An 18881-nucleotide genomic window follows, 5' to 3' on the forward strand; every position below is an offset into this window, starting at 1 on the left:
GCCCCAGCATGATGCGCGTTGCCTCCGGCTTGTGCCGGCGTCAGCGCCTGTGCCTGGCCGCCGGTGCGCGGTGCCTTCCGAATGGCGTTCGAATGATGCGTGATTCCTTGCCGCCGCCCGGGCCGGGCGAATTGCGCGAGCCGGAGAGCGTCTATCTCGGCCGCCAGCCGATCCTCGATCCCCACGGCGCGCTCCACGCGTACGAGCTGCTCTTTCGCGACAGCCCGGAGAACCTCGCACGCGTGCACGACGACTTCCAGGCGACGGCCCACGTGGTGGCGCGCACGGTGGGCGAGATCGGGCTCTCGGCGGTGCTCGGCGACTATCGCGGGTACGTGAACATGAACCGGACGCTGCTCTTCGACGACATCGTCCACATCATGCCGCCCGAGCGGTTCGTGCTCGAAGTGCTGGAGACCGTCACCTTCGACGACGCGCTCCTCAAGCGCTGTGCCCAGTTGCGCGCCGCGGGCTTTCAGTTCGCGCTCGACGACGTCGTGCAGCTCGACGACGCGCTCCTCGGCGTGCTGCCCTACGTGGACACGGTCAAGATCGATTTCCTCGCGGCCGGGCAGGGCGACCTGCCCGAGCTTGCCGCCACGCTCAAGCGGCACGGCAAGACGCTCATCGCCGAAAAGATCGAGACGCACCAGCATTTCGCGCAGGCCCGCAAGCTGGGCTTCGACCTCTTTCAGGGCTATTTCTTCGCGCGGCCGCAGGTGCTCGCGAGCCGCCGCGCGAGCCCGTCGCGCACGGCGCTGCTGCGGCTTCTGGCGCTGCTCGCGGGCGACCCGGGCATCGGCGAGCTCGAAGCCGAACTGAAGCTGAACCCGGGTGTCGTCCTGCAACTCCTGCGGCTCGCCAATTCCAGCGCATTCGGGTTGGGGCGGCGCGTGTCGTCGCTGCGTGATGCGATCACGGCCACCGGCACGCGGCAGATCATGCGCTGGACGCAACTGCTGCTCTACGCGGACGGGCGCGGCCTGCCGTGGCGCTCCGACCCGCTCGTGCAGCTCGTCGGCACGCGCGCACGCTTCATGGAACTCGCGGCGGGTATCATGCGTCCATCCGACGAGGCTTTTGCCGACGCCGCGTTCATGACGGGCATCTTTTCGCTCGTGCACGTGGTGGTCGATCTGCCCGCCGCGGAGATTCTCGCGAGGCTCAATCTCGCGGCGGAGATCCGCGCGGCGATCGTCGACGGGCAGGGCGAGCTCGGCGCGCTGCTTCGCATCTCGCAGGCGGCCGATCGCGGCGACGCGCCGGAACTCGATTCGAGCGTCGCGTCCGGCCCCGCGTTCGCCGGGCTGACGCCCGCGGTGCTCGCGAAGCTTCAGGTGGAGGCGGCGACCTGGTTCGCCGCGCATCGGCTGGAATGAGACATGCGGCGCGCCGCCGTTGCATGGCATAGGGCGCGCGGGCGCGCCGCCGGGACGCACCGTCTTATATGAGGGTACACGCGATGAAACGCAACATCACAGGCAGGATGCTCGCCGCCGCGATTGGCGCGGGACTCGCGGCGTATGCGCTCGTGGCCTTCGCCACGCTCAAGCCGGGCGACCGCGCGCCGGCGTTCGTCGCGCAGGCGTCGCTCGGCGGCAATGTCTACCAGTATTCGCTCGCGGACGCGCTGAAGAAGGGCCCGGTCGTGCTGTACTTCTACCCGGCGGCCTTCACGAAGGGCTGCACGATCGAGGCCCACGAGTTCGCCGAAGCGGTCGACCAGTACCAGGCGGAAGGCGCGACGGTGATCGGCGTGTCGCACGACAACATCGATACGCTCAAGCGCTTTTCGGTCAGCGAGTGCCGCAGCAAATTCCCGGTCGCCGCCGACGCCGAGTCGAAGATCATCAAGGCCTACGACGCGTCGATGCCGATGATGAGCACGATGGCGAACCGCGTCTCGTACGTGATCGCGCCGGACGGCACGGTGATCTACGAATACACGAGCCTTTCGCCCGAGAAGCACGTCGCCAACACGCTGCAGGCGGTGCGCGACTGGAACGCGAAGCACAAGGCGCAATGACGTCCGCGCTCGCCCGGGCCCGCTGAGCCGCCATGCCAATCGTTCTCGCCCTCGTTGCGCTCGTCGCGCTGATCTATGGCGCGGTGTGGTCGTTTCACGCGCTGTCGGCGCGCTTCGGGCTCGGTGTGGCGACCGGCGTGGCCGTCGTGGTGGCCGCGCTGATCGCCGCCGCGATCGCGTACTGGTGGCAGCGCCGGCGCGAGGTCGCGCCGAACGTTGCGCGCTCGAAAGGCGGCGACTGGACGCACGAGCTCGAGTGCGAGTGGGGCGGCGTGCGGCTCGCGGCGGGCAAGCGGCTGTGCGACCTGCGCGTCGGCGACGAGCGCGGCGGCTACATCTTCGCGGACCTGCGCGGCGCCCGCGTCCAGCAGGCGGCGGGCGGGGCGGCAGGCGCGGGAGGTCCGGGAGAATGGCAGGTCGCGCTCGACGTGAAGGACCCGAAACGCGGCGAGTGGCTCCTGCCGATGCGCGACCGGCGCGAGGCCCGCAAGTGGGCACGGATTCTGTCGCTGGCGGTGGAGCAGAAGCTGTAGGGGTGCCGTTTGATCACCCGTGATACCCGTATCCCTCCGCATCGCCAGGAAAAAGCGAAAATGCGCGCTCAGGACCGCCATGCACCTTTTTGGTACAATTACGGTTCGCCTACAGCCACGCGGACGACCGCGCGCGCAATCGACTCACCGGGGACGACCCCATGTTTCCCATGGAGTTTTCCTCGATGTCCTGGATTCTTCTTCTCATCGCCGGCCTGCTCGAAGTGGCCTGGGCCGCCGGTCTCAAGACCTCCGAAGGGTTCACGCGGCTCTGGCCGTCGGTGTTCACGCTCGTCACCGCGGTCGGCAGCTTCGTGCTGCTTGCCCTCGCGATGCGTCAGCTGCCGCTCGGCACGGCCTACGCCGTCTGGACGGGCATCGGCGCGGTCGGCGCGTTCGTCTTCGGCATCATCGTGATGGGCGAGGCGGCGAGCGTCGCACGGGTCGCGAGCGCGGCGCTGATCGTGATCGGGCTCGTCGGGCTGAAGATGTCGTCGGGCCACTGAGGTGCGAACGCGCACCTCCGGGTGCGCCCCCGGTGCGGCGTGGAACGCACACTCCTGCTCCTGATCCTGCAAGGCCTGGCGCAGCGTGGCTATAATGATCTGAAGTCATCTCGAATTAGTTGTGCCCAGCCGCACCCGATAACCCCTGATTGCCGGTATCTTCTTCGATGCCGGCGGCTTCTCCCGGCAACTCCGGGGCAAGCGACCGACGCCGTCGCGCCCATGCAGCGCCCGGCGCGCGCAGCACGCAAGGAGGCGGCAATGCTAGAAGCTATTTCGCTCGCTGCGGGCCTTTCATGGGCCAGCGGGCTGCGCCTGTACCTCACGGTCTTCGTCGCGGGCGTGCTCGAACGCATGGGTCTCGTGCATCTGCCGGAAACGCTCTCGGTGCTGAGTTCACCCTGGGTGATCGGTTTCGCGGCGTTTCTCGCGGTCGTCGAGTTCTTCGCCGACAAGATTCCCGCCTTCGATTCCCTCTGGGACGCCATCCACACGCTGATCCGCATCCCCGCCGGGGCCGTGCTGGCGGCCGCCTCGCTCGGCCACGCCGACCCGACGCTGCTCACCATCGCAGCACTCGCGGGCGGCACGCTCGCGGGCGCCTCGCATTTCGCGAAGGCCGGCACGCGGGCGCTCATCAACCTGTCGCCGGAACCGGTGTCGAACTGGGCGGCGTCGGCAACCGAAGACGTCGGCGCGCTCGCGGGCATCACGCTCGCGCTCTTCGTGCCGGTCATTTTCCTCGTGCTCGTGGTCGCGTTTCTCGTGTTCGCGGGCTGGGCGCTGCCGCGGCTCGTGCGCGGCGTGCACGGCGGCGTGAGCCGGATGGCCAAGCACATGGTGCCAAGCGTCAACCGGCTGCGGAGCAAGCACGATTGAGCGCCGCGCCCGCGAATCACAGCCTCGGTTTTTCCCGGATCGCGCGTCAGGCCGTCAGGATGACGGCGCGCGACTGGCGTGCCGGCGAGCTCACGATGCTGCTGCTCGCGCTGGTGCTCGCCGTCGCGGCGCTCGCGAGCGTCGGCTTTCTCGCCGACCGGATGCGCCAGGGCCTCGAGCGTGACGCCCGCCAGATGATCGCCGCCGACTTCGTCGTGCGCGCCGATCATCCCGTCGATGCGTCCTTCGCTGCCGAAGCGGCGTCGCTGAAACTGGCGAGCGCCACCACCACGATCTTTCCCAGCATGATCACCGGGAGCGGCGCGCAGCCCGGACTGCAGCCTCCGTCGCGTCTTGCGGCGATCAAGGGCGTGTCGCCAGGGTATCCGCTGCGCGGGGCGGTGCGCATCGCGCCCGCGCCCGGTGCGTCCGATGCGCCCGCCACCGCGATCCCCGCGCCTGGCACCGTCTGGGTCGATCCGGCCCTGCTCGACGCGCTGAAGACGCAGGTCGGCGGCACGGTGAAGGTCGGCACGCGCACCTTCAGGGTCGCCGCGGTCATCACGCGGGAACTGGATCGCGGCTTCTCGTTCGTGAGCTTTTCGCCACGCCTGATGATGCGCGCCGACGAGATCGCGGGCACGGGGCTCATCAGCTACGGGAGCCGCGTGACGTACCGGCTGCTCGTCGCGGGACCGGATGCAGAGGTTGAGCACTTCGCGGCGTGGGCACGTGCGCGCGTCGACGGCGGCAAGCTGCGCGGCGTGACGCTCGAGTCGCTTTCGGACGGCCAGCCGCAGGTGCGCCAGACCATCGACCGCGCGAGCCACTTTCTCACGCTCGTCTCGCTGCTGACGGCGCTCCTCGCGGCGGTCGCGATCGCGATGGCGGCCCACCGCTTTGCGCGCCGGCACCTCGACGGCTGCGCCGCGATGCGCTGCCTCGGCGTGAGCCAGCGCACGCTGCGCGCGCTCTTCGCCGGCGAGTTCCTGATCGTCGGCGTGCTAGGCAGCGTGGCGGGCGTCGTGCTCGGCTTCGGCGGCCACCTCGTCCTGCTCAACTGGCTCGGCGCGCTCGTCGAGGTCGAACTGCCGGCGCCGACGCTCTGGCCCGCGGTGCAGGGCATCGCGATGGGCCTCGTGCTGCTGCTCGGCTTCGCGCTGCCGCCGCTTCTGCCGCTCACGCGCGTGCCGCCCGTGCGCGTGATCCGGCGCGAGATCGGCGATGCGCAGCGCGTCGCGTACGCCGCGTACAGCCTGGGCGTGCTGCTGTTCGCGGGCCTGCTCGTGATCGCGGCGGGCGAACTGAAGCTCGGCGGCATCGTGGCGGGCGGCTTCGCGGGCGGGCTGCTCGTGTTCGGCGCCGTGGCGCGCCTCGCGCTCTGGGCGACGGCGCGCTACGTGCGCCGGGAGAGGAGCGGCGCGGGCGTCGGCTGGCGCTATGCGCTCGCCTCGCTCGAGCGCAGGAGCGGCGCGAGCGCGCTGCAGATCACGGCGCTCGGCATCGGCCTGATGTGCCTTTTGCTGATCGCGATGACGCGCAACGACCTGATCGCCGGCTGGCGCGAATCGACGCCCCCCGACGCGCCGAACCAGTTCCTGATCGACATCCAGCCGGACCAGCGCGCGGGGGTCGCGACCTACCTGAAACAGCACGGCCAGCCGGACGCGGCGCTTTCGCCGATGGTGCGCGGCCGGCTCGTCGCGATCAATGGCAAGCCGGTGAGTCCCGACGACTACCAGAAAGCCGACGCGAAACGCCTCGTTGACCGCGAATTCAACCTGTCCTACACGACCGAGCTGCCGGGCGACAACCGCGTGGTGGAGGGCGGCTGGTTCGGCGCGAGAGACAAGCCACAGGTGTCGATCGAGCAGGGGCTCGCGAAGACGATCAACGTGAAGCTCGGCGACACGCTGCGCTTCGATGTCGCGGGGCTGCAGGTGGAAGGGCCGGTCACGAGCGTGCGCAAGCTCGACTGGAATTCCTTCAAGGTCAATTTCTTCGTGCTGATGCCGCCCGCCGCGCTCGCGGACCTGCCGGCGACGTTCATCACGAGCTTCTATCTGCCGGCGGGCCGGCAGACGATGATCGACGGCCTCGTCGGCATCTACCCGAACGTGACCGCCATCGATACCGCGCCGATCCTCGCGCAGATCCAGCGCACGATCGCGCAGGTGATCGGCGCGGTGCAGTTCCTGTTCCTGTTCACGCTCGCCGCGGGCGTGCTCGTGCTGTACGCGGCGCTCGCGGGCACGCGCGACGAGCGCATGCGCGAGTCGGCGCTCCTGCGCGCCCTCGGCGCGTCGCATCAGCAGGTGCGCGCGGTGCAGGTGGCCGAGTTCGTCGCCGTGGGTGCGCTCGCGGGGCTGATGGCCGCGATCGGCGCGCAGGCGATCGGCTACGTGCTGGCCTCGCGCGTGTTCGAGTTTCACATCGACTTCAATCCGTGGCTGCTGCCCGCCGGCATCGCGGCGGGCGTGGCGTGCGCGGGTGTCGGCGGCTGGCTGAGCCTGCGGCGCGTGCTCGCGCGCCCCGCGCTGCAGTCGCTGCGCGACGCATAGACATTTCACCGACCGATCAACGTATGAGCGAAGTAGACAGCAGCAGGACCAGCAGTGAAGCCGGCGGCGAAGCCACGCAGGCGCCCACGGCGTTCGAACTCGTGGGCGGCGAGGAGCGCGTGCGTGCGCTCGTCGACCGCTTCTACGACCTGATGGACCTCGAGCCCGAGTTCGCGGGCATCCGCGCGCTGCATCCGCCGACCCTCGACGGTTCGCGCGACAAGTTCTTCTGGTTCCTGTGCGGCTGGATGGGCGGCCCGGACCACTACATCAGCCGCTTCGGCCATCCGCGCCTGCGCGCGCGGCACCTGCCGTTCTCGATTGCGTCGGGCGAGCGTGACCAGTGGCTGCGCTGCATGGCCTGGGCGATGGAAGATGTCGGGCTCGCCGAGCCGCTGCGCGAGCGTCTCCTCACCTCGTTCTTCGATACGGCCGACTGGATGCGCAACCGCCCGGGTTGATTCTTCACGACCCGGTGACGCAATGGTCGGCACAATGGCCGTTCGCCTGCCTGCGTCACACTTGCCAGCCAAGCCCGCCGGTCACGCCCGAAGCCAAGGACACCACCCCATGAGCACACGCGCACTCTTTCGCGAAGACGCCTACCTGACCCGCTGCGAGGCGACGATCGCCGCCGTCGACGAGCAGGGCATCCACCTCGACCAGAGCGTGTTCTATCCGCTTGGCGGCGGCCAGGCGGGCGACGCAGGCACGCTCACGCTCGCGGACGGCACGCGCATCGACATCGCCGACACCCGCAAGGCGAAGTTCGAGGGCGCAACGCCCGACGACGCGGTCCACGTGCCCGCGCCGGGGCAGGAGGCACTGCTCGCGCGGCTTGCGCAGGGCGAGCGCGTCGCCGCCGAAATCGACTGGGCGCGCCGCTACCGGCACATGCGCCTGCACACGGCGAGCCATCTGATGTGCGCTGTGCTGCCGTATCCGGTCGACGGCTGCAGCATCACGACCGATTACGCGCGGCTCGACTTCGCGACCGTCGAGCCGATCGAGCGCGATTTCGTCGAAGAGCGGCTGCGCGAGCTCGTGGGCGCGGCGCACGCGGTGCACACCGAATGGATCACCGACGATGAAATGGCCGGGCGGCCCGAACTCGTGCGCACGATGAGCGTGAAGCCGCCGATGGGGCTCGGGCGCGTGCGGCTGTTGCGCATCGAGAACGTCGATTTGCAGCCGTGCGGCGGCACGCACGTGCGCAACACGGGCGAGATCGGCGAGCTGCGCGTGGCGAAGCTCGAAAAGAAGAGCGCGCGCACGCGGCGGCTCGTGCTGGAATTCGCCTGAAGGATGCGGCGGGCATGGCGCACGAGCCGGACGAACTGAACAAGCCGGACGAGCCGAACGAGCCGGGCATGGCGGCGATGAATGACGCCGTGCCGCTCGATCCCCGCGCGCAAGCCTTGCTCGATACCTGGTTCGGCGTGCCCGGCTCGCCGGAGTATGGGGAGGAGCGCAAGGCGTGGTTCGTGAAAAACCGCGCCTTCGACGCACAGCTTTCCGGGCGCTTCGGCACGTTGCTGGAGGACGCGCACGAAGGCCGGCTAGACCACTGGGCGAACGCGCCGCTCGGCGCACTGGCGCTGATCGTGCTGCTCGACCAGGTGTCGCGCAACTGCTATCGCGGCACGCCGCGCGCGTTCGCGGGCGATGCGAAGGCGCTCGCGCTGGCGAAGGCGCTGGTCGCGGCAGGCGAGGACCGCCGCATGCCCACCGTGCAGCATCGCAATTTCGTCTACATGCCGTTCGAGCACGACGAAACGCTCGAAAGCCAGCGCGAGTCCGTGCGCCTTTTCACGGCGCTACGCGACGAACTGGGCGCGGGCGGCTATCTCGAATACGCGGTCAAACATGCCGCGGTCATCGAGCGCTTCGGGCGGTTTCCGCACCGCAACCGCATCCTCGGGCGCGAGATGCGTCCCGAGGAAGAGGCCTGGCTTGCGAAGCACGGCGGGTTCTAGCGGCCGCCGGCCACGTCGATGATCGCGCCCGTCACGTACGACGACGCGTCTGAGAGCAGCCACACGATCGATTCCCCGACTTCATCCGCCGTGCCCGGTCGCCCGAGCGGCGTCTGCACGCCAAGCACCGCCGCGCGGTCGGGCTTGCCGCCGCTCGCGTGGATGTCGGTGTCGATCAGGCCGGGGCGCACCGCGTTCACGCGCACGCCTTGCGGGCCGAGTTCCTTCGAGAGCCCGAGGGTCAAAGTGTCGATGGCGCCTTTCGAGCCGGCGTAATCGACGTATTCGTTCGGCGCGCCGAGCCGCGCCGCCGCCGACGACAGGTTCACGATCGAGCCCCCCTTGCCGCCACGCTTCGTCGACAGGCGGCGCGCCGCTTCGCGCGCGCAGAGATACGCGCCGAGTACGTTGGTATCGAAGATGCGTTTGAGGCGCGCGATGTCCATGTCGGCGAGCGCCGAGCCGGGCGCGACGATGCCCGCGTTGTTCACGAAGCCGTCGAGCGGGCCGAACGCTTCCTGCGTCGCATCGAACATTGCGATGACGGCGGCTTCGTCGCAGATGTCGCCCTGGATCGCGATGGCCTTGCCGCCCGCCACCCTGACTGCCGCGACGGTTTCATCCGCCGCCGCCGCGTTGCTCGCGTAGTTGACGCCGACCGACCAGCCGCGCGCACCGGCGAGGAGCGCCGCCGAGCGGCCGATGCCGCGGCTTGCGCCCGTTATCAGAATCACTTTGGACATCGGATGAGTCTCCTTGCTTGTTGCGATTTTTAGACGGCGTTGCGTTTCTCGGCCCACTTGTCGTGCAGCGGCGGGATGTAGCGCTTGAGCTTGTCGATCATCGCGGCCGGATCGGCGGCGACCTGCAGCATGTCGAGGTAGGCGCGGCGCATGAAGCCTTCCTCGACCGTATGCTGCAGCATCGAGAGAAGCGGGTCGTAATAGCCGTCCACGTCGAGCAGCGCGACCGGCTTCTGGTGATAGCCGAGCTGCGCCCACGTGTACACCTCGAAGAGTTCCTCGAACGTGCCGACGCCGCCTGGCATCGCGACGAACGCATCCGACAGGTCGGCCATCTTCTTCTTGCGCTCGTGCATGTCGGGCACGACGTGCAGTTCCGTGAGGTCGGTGTGGCCGACTTCCTTCTTCAGCAGCAGCTCCGGAATCACGCCGACGGCGCGTCCGCCGTTCGCGAGCACTTCATCGGCGATGAGGCCCATCAGGCCGACGCGCCCGCCGCCATAGACGAGCGACATGTCGGCTTCCACCAGCGCGCGGCCGAACGCCTTCGCGGCTTCCGCATAGACGGGCCTGGCTCCGGGGGCGGAGCCGCAATACACACAGACTGCCTTGATCATCGTGAATCCTTCGGTGTTTCGGTTTTTTGCGCGGCATCGTCGCGCGGCGGCAGGAAATCGGCGAATTCGCGCTTTTGCAGCTTGCCGGACGCGAGATCGTCGAAAAGCTGGCGCGAACGCCCGCGCAGATACGGCGCCATCACCGAAATGATGTGCAGGCTCGCCTGATGCAACTCCGCGCGGATCGCTTCCTGATCATTGTATTTGCGCGGGTTCATCACGTACTGGTATGACAGCCAGTAGGTCGCGATCACGCCGATGTTGGTCGCGATCACCTTGATCTCCTCGGGCGTCGCAACCATTTCCTGGTCGGCGACGAGCGCCTCGCACAACTGGCTCGCGAAGTGCACCTTGTGCGTGATGATCTGCTTGAAGTGCGTCTCCAGCGTGCGGTTGCGCGCGAGCAGGTCGTTCAGGTCGCGGTAGAGGAAGCGGTATGTCCAGAGGAAATCGGCCATGTACTGCAGGTACGACCACATTTCGTCGATGGTCGGGCGGTGGTCGTCGGGAAAGCGCAGCCGCTTTTCGATCTGCTGCTCGAACTGCGCGAAGATGCTGTTGATGATGTCGTCTTTGTTGCGGAAATGGTAGTACAGATTGCCTGGACTGATTTCCATCTCTTCGGCGATCGTCGTCGTCGTGACATTCGGTTCGCCGATATCGTTGAACAGTTTCAGAGACAGCTCGAGAATCCGTTCGCGGGTGCGGCGGGGAGGTTTGGCTTCCATGTCGTCCGGACCTGGTTGTCCGGGCCGCATCGCCGCGTGATAAGCGTCGCGTGCCCGGATCGGTTGCTGTTTTTGAGAATGTCGGACGATTATAAACCGGTCGTTCGGCCGTCCGGCCGCGGGCTCCTCCGCGCGATGCCGGACCCTTTATGAGATGCGCGCGAGCCAGTGCCAGACGAGCGGTCCGACGATCAGCGCCCACGTCAGCACGCACACGGCGAGCGCGACCATCACGGCGGCGCTGCCGAAATCCTTCGCGCGCTTGGAGAGTTCGTGGCGCTCGAGCGAAATGCGGTCGATGGCGGCTTCGACGCTCGAATTCAGCAGCTCGACGATCAGCACGAGCAGCACGGACGCGAAGAGCGCCGCGCGCTCGACCGGCGTGACCGGCACGGCGATCCCGCACGGCACGAGGATCGCGGCGAGCGTCAGTTCCTGGCGAAACGCGCTTTCCTCGCGGATCGCGACGCGAAAGCCGTTGAGCGAGTTCTTCATCGCGTGCCAGGCGCGCGTGACCCCCCGATTGCCCTTGTAGGGATTGAACGGCAGCGGCGCGAGCGGGTCGTCGGGGGAGAGCGGCTCCGCGCGCTGCGGGCCGCTCACCGGATCGTCGCGCTCGTCGGCGTCGTCGGGGTCGTCATTGAAGGGATCGCGCATGGCGCCGATGTTAGCGCGGCCGGCGCGTTGCCGTTCGCTTCCGGCGCTTTGCCGTTCGCCCCCGGCTCGGGCCGGGGGCGTGCCGCGCTCGGGCGCCGCTCCGTCGCCGGCCGGGCGGTCGTCGTGCGCCGGGGCGCGAGGGCGCACATCCCGGAGGTCTTGCGCGTCCGCCGGGGCAGCCGTGCCGCGGCTCGCCGCGCCGCCTTGCGCGCCCGCCGGCGCGCGCCTCGTCATGCGGTCGCCCGCGTCTGGCTCGCCTCGCGCGTGCCGAGCGGCTTCAGATGGGACGCGAATTGCTCTGACGCCGCGCGCCACGAGAAGCGCTCGGCCCACGCGCGCGCGTCGGCGCGTTCGATCTTGAGCGCCTCCAGGCACGCCTCGCGCAGGTCCTCGTTGAGCGCGCCGGGGCCCTCCGTGCCGAGCACGTCGATCGGGCCCGTCACCGGATAGGCGGCGACGGGCGTGCCGCACGCCATCGCTTCGAGCAGCACGAGGCCGAACGTGTCGGTTCGGCTCGGGAACACGAACACGTCGGCGGCGGCGTAGACCTTGGCAAGCTCCGGCTGCGACAGCACGCCCAGATAATTGACGTTCGTGTAGCGCGACTTGAGTTCGGCGAGCGCCGGGCCTTCGCCCGCCACCCACTTCGAGCCGGGCAGATCGAGCTTCAGGAACGCCTCGACGTTCTTCTCGACCGCCACGCGCCCGACGTACAGGAAGATCGGCCGCGCGGTGTTCAGCACTTTCGAGTCCATCGGCTGGAAGATGTCGAGATCGACGCCGCGCGTCCACAGCACGACGTTGGTGAAGCCGTGCTGTTCGAGATCGCTCTTGACGACGGGCGTCGGCGCCATCACCGCCTGCGAGGGCCCGTGGAACCAGTGCAGGAACTTGTACGTCAGGTGGACCGGAATGCGAAAGCGCGCGTTGACGTATTCCGGAAAACGCGTGTGGTACGCGGTCGTGAACGGCAGCTTGTGGCGTATCGCGTAGGCGCGCGCGGCCATGCCGAGCGGGCCCTCGGTCGCGATATGGAGTGCGTCGGGCGCATATTCGTCGATGCGCCGCGCGACGCGCCGCCGCGGCAGCAGCGAAAGACGGATCTCAGGATAGGTCGGGCAGGGGATGGTGCTGAATTCGAGCGGCGTGAGCAGCTCCACGCGATGCCCGAGCGCCGTGAGTTCGCGCGACGTGTTCTTCAGCGTGCGGACGACGCCGTTGACCTGCGGTTCCCATGCATCGGTGACGATCATGATCTTCATCGGAATTGGCCCGGTGGATGAAGGTTGAATGACGTGGGGCGGCGCCTGCCCCGCCCTTTTCGGTGGTCTTCGCGGTGCTTCTCTCAGTGCCTCTCTTCGCTCGCCGCTGGGCTGCCCGGCTGTTCTTTCGTGCCGTGCGCCTGGCCTGATTGCGTCACGCGGCCGCGCGGTCTCTCGTCGCGCGCATCTCCGGCGAGCGCATGACCGTCCAGTAGACGACTTTCAGCTCGCCGTCGAGCGTCTCGACGAGCGCCGACAGGCTTTCGACCCAGTCGCCGTCGTTGCAGTACAGAATGCCGTCGATGTCGCGGATCTCCGCCTTGTGGATGTGCCCGCAGACGACGCCGTCGCAGCCGCGCCGGCGGGCTTCGTCGGTCATCACGCGCTCGAATTGCGAGATGAAGTTGACCGCGTTCTTGACCTGGTGCTTGAGGTACTGCGAGAGCGACCAGTAGTTCAGGCCGAGCCGCGTGCGCGCGCGGTTGAACCAGCGGTTGAGCAGCAGAATCAGCGTGTAGAGCGTGTCGCCGAGGTAGGCGAGCCACTTGGCGTGCTGGATCACGCCGTCGAAGAGATCGCCGTGCACGATCCACAGCCGCTTGCCCGTGAGCGTCGTGTGGAACGCTTCGCCGCGCACGTGGATGTCGCCGAACGCGAGGTCGCAGAACTGGCGCGCGGCTTCGTCGTGATTGCCGGGAATGTAGACGACCTGCGTGCCTTTCCTCGCCTTGCGCAGGATTTTCTGCACGACGTCGTTGTGCGCCTGCGGCCAGAACCAGCCCTTGCGAAGCTGCCACCCGTCGATGATGTCGCCGACGAGGTACAGGTATTCGGAGTCGTTATGGCGCAAGAAATCGAGCAGGTAAGGCGCCTGGCAGCCGCCGGAGCCCAGGTGAATGTCGGACAGCCAGATGGTGCGGTAGCGGTGGGGCGCGTCGTCCGGATCGGACTCGTGCGCGGGTTCGTGGCCGTGGGCGTCGAGGCGTTCCTGCGGCAAGGCTGGCAAGTCTGCTCGGGAGTCGGGCCTGAACGCGACCGGATCGACACTGAGATCCGGCTGGCGCAGTCGGAAGGTCGCGGACGATTTGGATGCCATAGGCTCGCGCGTCGGGTTGCAGTAAGCGCATTGCGCCATGCGGTCATGACGGAGCCGTGACAGTCACGAGAAGTTCTTATTACGGGGCTTTCATCAGACGGCTTTTTGCACCGCGACGATACGCGTTCCCGCGATGCGGTCGTGCAGGAACTGCCGCGCCGGATCGAGCCACACGGCGGTGGCCCAGAGGGTCACCCAGACGGCGAGCACGACGAGCGTCTGCGGCACGGCGAGGGCGAAGAGGGGATGCAGCGCGAGCGGCGGCAGGAACCACAGCCACGCGAGCACGTAGCGCAACAGCGCCCGGGCCGGCTTGACGGGGGCGCCGCGGGCGTCGACCACCTTCAGGCGCCAGGTCTTCATCGGCAGCGTCTGGCCGCCGTGCGTCCAGAACCAGACGAAATAGGCCGCGAGCACGAGGCCGATCCACGTCATCAGCAGGTTGTGGTGCGTGAGGCCGTTGCGCTGCTGGGTCAGCGTGCTGAAGAGGTAGCCCGCCATGAAGACGATGCCGAAGAGGATCACGCCTTCGTAGACCATCGTCGCGAGCCGGCGGCGCAGCGCGGGGGCGCGCATCGGCGGGACCGGGAACGGGGCGGCCTGCGGCGCTGGCATGCCGCTCACGAGCCGTTGAATACGGAAGGCGCCTGCGACGGCGACACCGGAATCGGCGTCGCGGGGACGATGCTCGCGGCGTTGGGGATGGGCGGGGTCATCGGCTGGGAGCCGGGCTGTCCCGCGGCCGCACCGCCGGGCAGGCCCGACGCGGCCGGGAGGTGTTCCGCGCCGTCGGGCGCGTGCCCCTGCTCGCGCGCCGCGACGAGGCGATTGATGTCCTTGACTTCGGTCTTGCCGGTCGGCGGCGCGCTCACGACGGTCGGGCGCCGCGTGCGCTCGCTCGCGGCGAGCTTTTTCTTCTGCTCCTCGGAGAGCTTCTGGTAGGCGTCCCACGCGCGCTCGCGCTTCTCCACGGGCACCGACTTGGACACCTGATAGTTCTCGCGCGCCACCTTGCGCTGGTCGGGCGTCATGCGGGTCCATTCGGCCATGCGCTGATGAAGCCTTTTTTGCGCTTCAGGCGACATCTTGTGATAACGCGACGCGATCTTCAGCCATTTCTGCTTGCGCTCCTCGCTGAAGCGGTCCCATTGCGTGGCGAACGGCGCGAGCGCGGCGCGCTGCGCATCTGTCAGACGGCTCCAGGAGAGCGGGCTCGCGGACGACAGGCCGGCCAGCGGCAACAGGCTTTCGCCGGCGTTCGCGCTCGCACTCGCGCCGCCGGGTGCGGCGGCGGCGGGGCGCGTGGCGGCTGCGGGCGAATAAAAGCGCGGATACGTCGCGGCGAACGCGACCAGTCCCGCAATCGCGCATCCGAAAACAATCGCGAGACCGCGCTTGTAACTCACCCGAGAGCTCCTGCTGTTTTAGTGATTGCGCGTCAGGTACGCGTTGAAGCCGTGATCGAGGTAGGCGTCGAGCGGCAGATTGTCGCTCAGCATGGCGGCGTCGATGTCGGCGAGTTCGGCCGTGCGCTGCTGGTCTTCCCAGTAGGCGATGCCGGCGAGGCCGATCACGAGCGCGAGCAGAGGCCAGGCGAGCCCGAGCCGGCCGAACCGGCTGAAGAGGCCGAAGCGCGCGCGCGTTTCGCGGGTTTCGCGCGTGTCGGGCGAACCCGCGTGCGCGGCCGGCGCACCCGCGAAGGCGGGCGTGAACGCGTGCGCGGCCACCGGCACCTTTTCGGGCTTCTTGCGCGCGAGCGCGGCGCGGCGGGCGGCGGCGAGCTTGTCGACGGCGCCCGCCGGCATATTCGACGTATTTTCTTCGAGCGCGCGAACGACTTTCAGCGCGAACTCGTTTTCCTTCGATTCGAGAGCGGAGCTCATAGCGTGATCCCTTTCGCCTTCAGCGCGTGTGCCAGAGCGTGCGTCGCCCGCGAGCAATGCGTCTTGACGCTGCCCTCGGAGCAGCCCATTGCAGCGGCGGTCTCGGCGACATCCATGTCTTCCCAGTAACGCATGAGAAAGGCTTCCCGTTGACGTGTCGGCAATTTCTGGATTTCGGCGTCGATCAGGTTGAGCACCTGTTCGCGCTCGAGCTTGTTCTCGCTGCTCTCCGCGCCGACGGAACCTTCTTCGGATTCGAACGTTTCGAGGGGGTCGAATTCGTCGTCGTCGGCATTGCCGAAGGACGAGAAAAGGCTCACCCACGTATTGCGCACCTTCTGGCGACGAAAGTAGTCGTGCGTCGCATTCTGGAGGATACGCTGAAAGAGGAGCGGCAGTTCGGCAGAAGGGCGATCGCCGTACTTTTCGGCGAGCTTGATCATCGCATCCTGAACGATGTCGAGCGCCGCGTCGTCGTCGCGCACGGTGTAGACCGTCTGCTTGAACGCGCGTCTTTCGACGCCCGCCAGAAAATCGGCGAGTTCCTTGTCTGATGCCATCCGTGGGAGCCGGCGCAGCGAAAGTGCGTCGAAAGGGTTCGTGAGATTTTAAGAAACCTGCGGATGCTAGCAAACTTTTGCGCGCACCGGTAAGAACGCGGTGCTTTGATTTTTCGGCCTCTTTTCTTCATACCAGCCAGAAACGGCGGTAGATGGCGGGTATATGGCCGTCCGCAAATGGTATCCGGCGCGGGTTTCGACCGGGCGTCGGCAACTTTTTGCTTGACCGCTGTCACGCTCCGGGCTATCTTTTCCGACTCGCATCATAAAGTGAATGTCTAATTTGAGGCGAGCCCAAGAAGCACGCCTGTCAAACCAAGACGCGCCGCTTGAACCCGAGCCACAAGCCCGGCAGAGAGCACCCGATCAATTTTTTGCCGAAAATTCGAAAGGTGATGAATGAATATGCCCAGCGCGGAATTCTCCACGTCGGATACGACTCCCCCTCACGAAGCTGATTCCATCGGCGGCACCGTGCTCATGCGCGCGCTGGCGGACGAAAACGTCGAGTTCATTTGGGGCTATCCCGGCGGCTCGGTACTTTACATCTACGACGAGCTGTACAAACAGGACCAGATCCAGCACATCCTCGTGCGCCACGAGCAGGCCGCGGTACATGCCGCCGATGCCTATGCGCGTTCGACGGGCAAGGTCGGCGTCTGCCTCGTGACCTCCGGCCCCGGCGTCACCAATGCGGTGACCGGCATCGCCACCGCCTACATGGACTCGATCCCGCTCGTCGTGATCAGCGGTCAGGTGCCCACCGCGGCGATCGGCCTGGACGCGTTCCAGGAGTGCGACACGGTCGGCATCACGCGGCCGTGCGTGAAGCACAACTTCCTCGTGAAGGACGTGCGCGATCTCGCCGCGACGGTCAAGAAGGCGTTCTACATTGCCCGCACCGGCCGTCCCGGCCCCGTGCTGATCGACATTCCGAAGGACGTGTCCAAGGCGCCGTGCAAGTACGAGCCGCTCAAGACCGTCTCGCTGCGCTCGTACAACCCGGTCACGAAAGGCCACTCCGGCCAGATCCGCAAGGCGGTGCAACTGCTTTTGTCGGCGAAGCGCCCGTATATCTATACCGGCGGCGGCATCATCCTCGCGGATGCGTCGCGTGAGCTGAACCAGTTCGCCGATCTGCTCGGCTACCCGGTCACCAACACGCTGATGGGCCTCGGCGGCTATCGCGCGAGCGACAAGAAGTTCCTCGGCATGCTCGGCATGCACGGCACGTACGAAGCCAACATGGCGATGCAGAACTGCGACGTGCTGATCGCGATCGGCGCGCGTTTCGACGACCGCGTGATCGGCGATCCGAAGCATTTCGCGTCCTCGCCGCGCAAGATCATCCATATCGACGTCGATCCGTCCTCCATTTCGAAGCGCGTGAAGGTCGATATTCCGATCGTCGGCGACGTGAAGGAAGTGCTGAAGGAACTCATCGAGCAGCTTCAGACCGCCGAGCACGGCCCGGACACGAAGGCGCTCGCCGAGTGGTGGAAGGACATCGAAGCCTGGCGCTCGAAGGACTGCCTCGCCTACGACCGCGAAAGCGAGATCATCAAGCCGCAGTACGTCGTCGAAAAGGCGTGGGAACTGACGGACGGCAACGCTTTCGTCTGCTCCGACGTCGGCCAGCACCAGATGTGGGCGGCGCAGTTCTATCGCTTCAACAAGCCGCGCCGCTGGATCAATTCCGGCGGGCTCGGCACGATGGGCTTCGGCCTGCCGGCGGCGATGGGCGTGAAGATGGCTTTCCCCGACGAAGAAGTGCTCTGCATCACGGGCGAAGGCTCGATCCAGATGTGCATCCAGGAGCTCTCGACGTGCAAGCAGTACAACACGCCCGTCAAGATCATCTCGCTGAACAACCGCTATCTCGGCATGGTGCGCCAGTGGCAGCAGATCGAATACAAGAAGCGCTACTCCAGTTCGTACATGGACGCGCTGCCCGATTTCGTGAAGCTGGCTGAAGCGTACGGCCACGTCGGCATCCGCGTCGAGAAGACGGCCGACGTCGAGCCGGCGCTGAAGGAAGCGCTGCGTCTGAAGGATCGCACCGTATTTCTCGACTTCCAGACCGATCCCACCGAAAACGTATTTCCGATGGTCCAGGCAGGCAAGGGCATCACGGAAATGCTGCTCGGATCGGAAGATCTGTAACGGTCGTCTGTCCCGCCAGGGCTCGCGCGCGGACGTCTTCACAAAAGACGTCCGCGGCGCGCGCAGCCGGACGGGACAGGCTCAATCACTGGACATATCGGGAACGCGACATCATGAAACACATCATCTCCGTGCTGCTGGAAAACGAACCGGGCGCGTTATCGCGCGTCGTCGGGCTCTTTTCGGCACGCGGCTACAACATTGAAACCTTGACGGTGGCGCCGACCGAAGACAGTTCGCTGTCGCGGCTCACCATCGTGTCCATCGGCTCGGACGACGTGATCGAACAGATCACGAAGCACCTGAACCGCCTGATCGAGGTGGTGAAAGTGGTCGACCTGACAGAGGGCGCCCATATCGAGCGCGAGCTGATGCTGATCAAAGTGCGGGCGGTCGGCAAGGAACGCGAGGAAATGAAGCGGATGGCGGACATCTTCCGCGGCCGCATCATCGACGTGACCGAAAAGACCTACACGATGGAACTGACGGGCGCGAGCGACAAGCTCGATGCGTTCATTCAGGGCCTCGATGCCACGGCGATCCTGGAAACGGTTCGCACGGGTAGTTCCGGCATCGGCCGGGGCGAGCGCATCCTCAAGGTGTAAGCGCCCGCCAGCAGTTCCACGCAAGACCAAATTTCAACGAATCAGGACTCAAGGAACCACCATGAAAGTTTTCTACGACAAGGACG

General features: G+C 67.0%; 21 protein-coding genes. 11 read left to right on the forward strand and 10 right to left on the reverse strand.

The genetic code is table 11. The features are described 5' to 3' along the window. Window positions 1–92: 92 nt before the first annotated feature. The 9 genes from BG61_RS32035 (at window position 93) to BG61_RS32075 (ending at window position 8481) form a co-directional block, all read left to right on the forward strand. Window positions 93–1379 (forward strand): EAL and HDOD domain-containing protein, encoded by a 1287-nt coding sequence (locus BG61_RS32035; RefSeq protein WP_129572333.1) that lies wholly within the window; start codon window positions 93–95, stop codon window positions 1377–1379. 83 nt (window positions 1380–1462) lie between these two features. Further along, a complete protein-coding gene (locus BG61_RS32040; protein ID WP_035939628.1) occupies window positions 1463–2026 on the forward strand; it encodes a peroxiredoxin in 564 nt (187 codons plus the stop codon). Window positions 2027–2058: 32 nt separating this feature from the next. Then, window positions 2059–2559 (forward strand): hypothetical protein, encoded by a 501-nt coding sequence (locus BG61_RS32045; RefSeq protein WP_035939630.1) that lies wholly within the window; start codon window positions 2059–2061, stop codon window positions 2557–2559. 185 nt (window positions 2560–2744) lie between these two features. Then, a complete protein-coding gene (gene sugE, locus BG61_RS32050) occupies window positions 2745–3065 on the forward strand; it encodes a quaternary ammonium compound efflux SMR transporter SugE (protein ID WP_035939655.1) in 321 nt (106 codons plus the stop codon). A gap of 261 nt (window positions 3066–3326) precedes the next feature. After that, window positions 3327–3944 carry a DUF4126 domain-containing protein gene (locus BG61_RS32055; protein WP_035939657.1) on the forward strand — a complete coding sequence of 206 codons (618 nt, stop codon included), beginning with the start codon at window positions 3327–3329 and terminating at the stop codon, window positions 3942–3944. Between the two features lie 59 nt (window positions 3945–4003). Beyond that, on the forward strand, window positions 4004–6505 hold the full coding sequence (locus tag BG61_RS32060; protein WP_035939659.1) for an ABC transporter permease: 2502 nt from the start codon (window positions 4004–4006) through the stop codon (window positions 6503–6505). 23 nt (window positions 6506–6528) lie between these two features. Further along, window positions 6529–6966 (forward strand): group II truncated hemoglobin, encoded by a 438-nt coding sequence (locus BG61_RS32065; protein WP_035939632.1) that lies wholly within the window; start codon window positions 6529–6531, stop codon window positions 6964–6966. Between the two features lie 109 nt (window positions 6967–7075). Beyond that, window positions 7076–7807 (forward strand): alanyl-tRNA editing protein, encoded by a 732-nt coding sequence (locus BG61_RS32070; protein WP_035939634.1) that lies wholly within the window; start codon window positions 7076–7078, stop codon window positions 7805–7807. Between the two features lie 68 nt (window positions 7808–7875). Continuing rightward, the gene (locus tag BG61_RS32075; RefSeq protein WP_035939662.1) at window positions 7876–8481 is read left to right on the forward strand and encodes a DUF924 family protein; all 606 of its coding nucleotides are present in this window, start codon (window positions 7876–7878) and stop codon (window positions 8479–8481) included. Here BG61_RS32075 and BG61_RS32080 read toward each other — a convergent pair. From BG61_RS32080 to BG61_RS32125, 10 genes are all read right to left on the reverse strand, one after another. Continuing rightward, window positions 8478–9224, reverse strand: a complete 747-nt coding sequence (locus BG61_RS32080; protein WP_035939636.1) for an SDR family oxidoreductase — start codon at window positions 9222–9224, stop codon at window positions 8478–8480. The genes BG61_RS32075 and BG61_RS32080 overlap by 4 nt on opposite strands. A gap of 29 nt (window positions 9225–9253) precedes the next feature. Continuing rightward, window positions 9254–9838: an LOG family protein gene (locus tag BG61_RS32085; protein ID WP_035939664.1), complete on the reverse strand. Its 585-nt coding sequence runs from the start codon at window positions 9836–9838 to the stop codon at window positions 9254–9256. Continuing rightward, window positions 9838–10569 (reverse strand): TetR/AcrR family transcriptional regulator, encoded by a 732-nt coding sequence (locus BG61_RS32090; RefSeq protein ID WP_035939637.1) that lies wholly within the window; start codon window positions 10567–10569, stop codon window positions 9838–9840. The genes BG61_RS32085 and BG61_RS32090 overlap by 1 nt, the downstream gene beginning before the upstream one ends. A 147-nt stretch (window positions 10570–10716) precedes the next feature. Next, entirely contained in the window at window positions 10717–11226 is a 510-nt protein-coding gene (locus tag BG61_RS32095) for a diacylglycerol kinase (RefSeq protein ID WP_051672932.1), read from the reverse strand. A gap of 230 nt (window positions 11227–11456) precedes the next feature. Then, window positions 11457–12488, reverse strand: coding sequence for a glycosyltransferase family 4 protein (locus BG61_RS32100; protein ID WP_035939639.1), 1032 nt, complete (start codon window positions 12486–12488; stop codon window positions 11457–11459). Between the two features lie 154 nt (window positions 12489–12642). After that, window positions 12643–13584 (reverse strand): UDP-2,3-diacylglucosamine diphosphatase, encoded by a 942-nt coding sequence (locus tag BG61_RS32105; protein ID WP_035939640.1) that lies wholly within the window; start codon window positions 13582–13584, stop codon window positions 12643–12645. A 93-nt stretch (window positions 13585–13677) separates the two neighbouring features. Beyond that, complete coding sequence (locus tag BG61_RS32110) at window positions 13678–14199, reverse strand: RDD family protein (RefSeq protein ID WP_035939642.1); 522 nt, start codon at window positions 14197–14199, stop codon at window positions 13678–13680. A 5-nt stretch (window positions 14200–14204) separates the two neighbouring features. Then, window positions 14205–14990 (reverse strand): DUF3106 domain-containing protein, encoded by a 786-nt coding sequence (locus tag BG61_RS32115; protein ID WP_035939643.1) that lies wholly within the window; start codon window positions 14988–14990, stop codon window positions 14205–14207. Window positions 14991–15008: 18 nt separating this feature from the next. Further along, window positions 15009–15467: a DUF3619 family protein gene (locus tag BG61_RS32120; protein WP_035939645.1), complete on the reverse strand. Its 459-nt coding sequence runs from the start codon at window positions 15465–15467 to the stop codon at window positions 15009–15011. Beyond that, complete coding sequence (locus tag BG61_RS32125) at window positions 15464–16027, reverse strand: RNA polymerase sigma factor (RefSeq protein ID WP_035939647.1); 564 nt, start codon at window positions 16025–16027, stop codon at window positions 15464–15466. Before BG61_RS32125 ends, BG61_RS32120 begins: the two co-directional genes overlap by 4 nt. Window positions 16028–16426: 399 nt before the next feature. On the opposite strand from BG61_RS32125, the gene BG61_RS32130 reads away from it, so the two are divergent. Together BG61_RS32130 and ilvN are read left to right on the forward strand one after the other, a co-directional pair. After that, window positions 16427–18190 (forward strand): acetolactate synthase 3 catalytic subunit, encoded by a 1764-nt coding sequence (locus BG61_RS32130; RefSeq protein ID WP_035939649.1) that lies wholly within the window; start codon window positions 16427–16429, stop codon window positions 18188–18190. 113 nt (window positions 18191–18303) lie between these two features. Further along, window positions 18304–18795, forward strand: coding sequence for an acetolactate synthase small subunit (ilvN, locus tag BG61_RS32135; protein WP_035939651.1), 492 nt, complete (start codon window positions 18304–18306; stop codon window positions 18793–18795). The last annotated feature ends 86 nt before the right edge of the window (window positions 18796–18881 follow it).

Source organism: Caballeronia glathei (genome assembly GCF_000698595.1).
Classification (GTDB): Bacteria; Pseudomonadota; Gammaproteobacteria; order Burkholderiales; family Burkholderiaceae; genus Caballeronia; species Caballeronia glathei.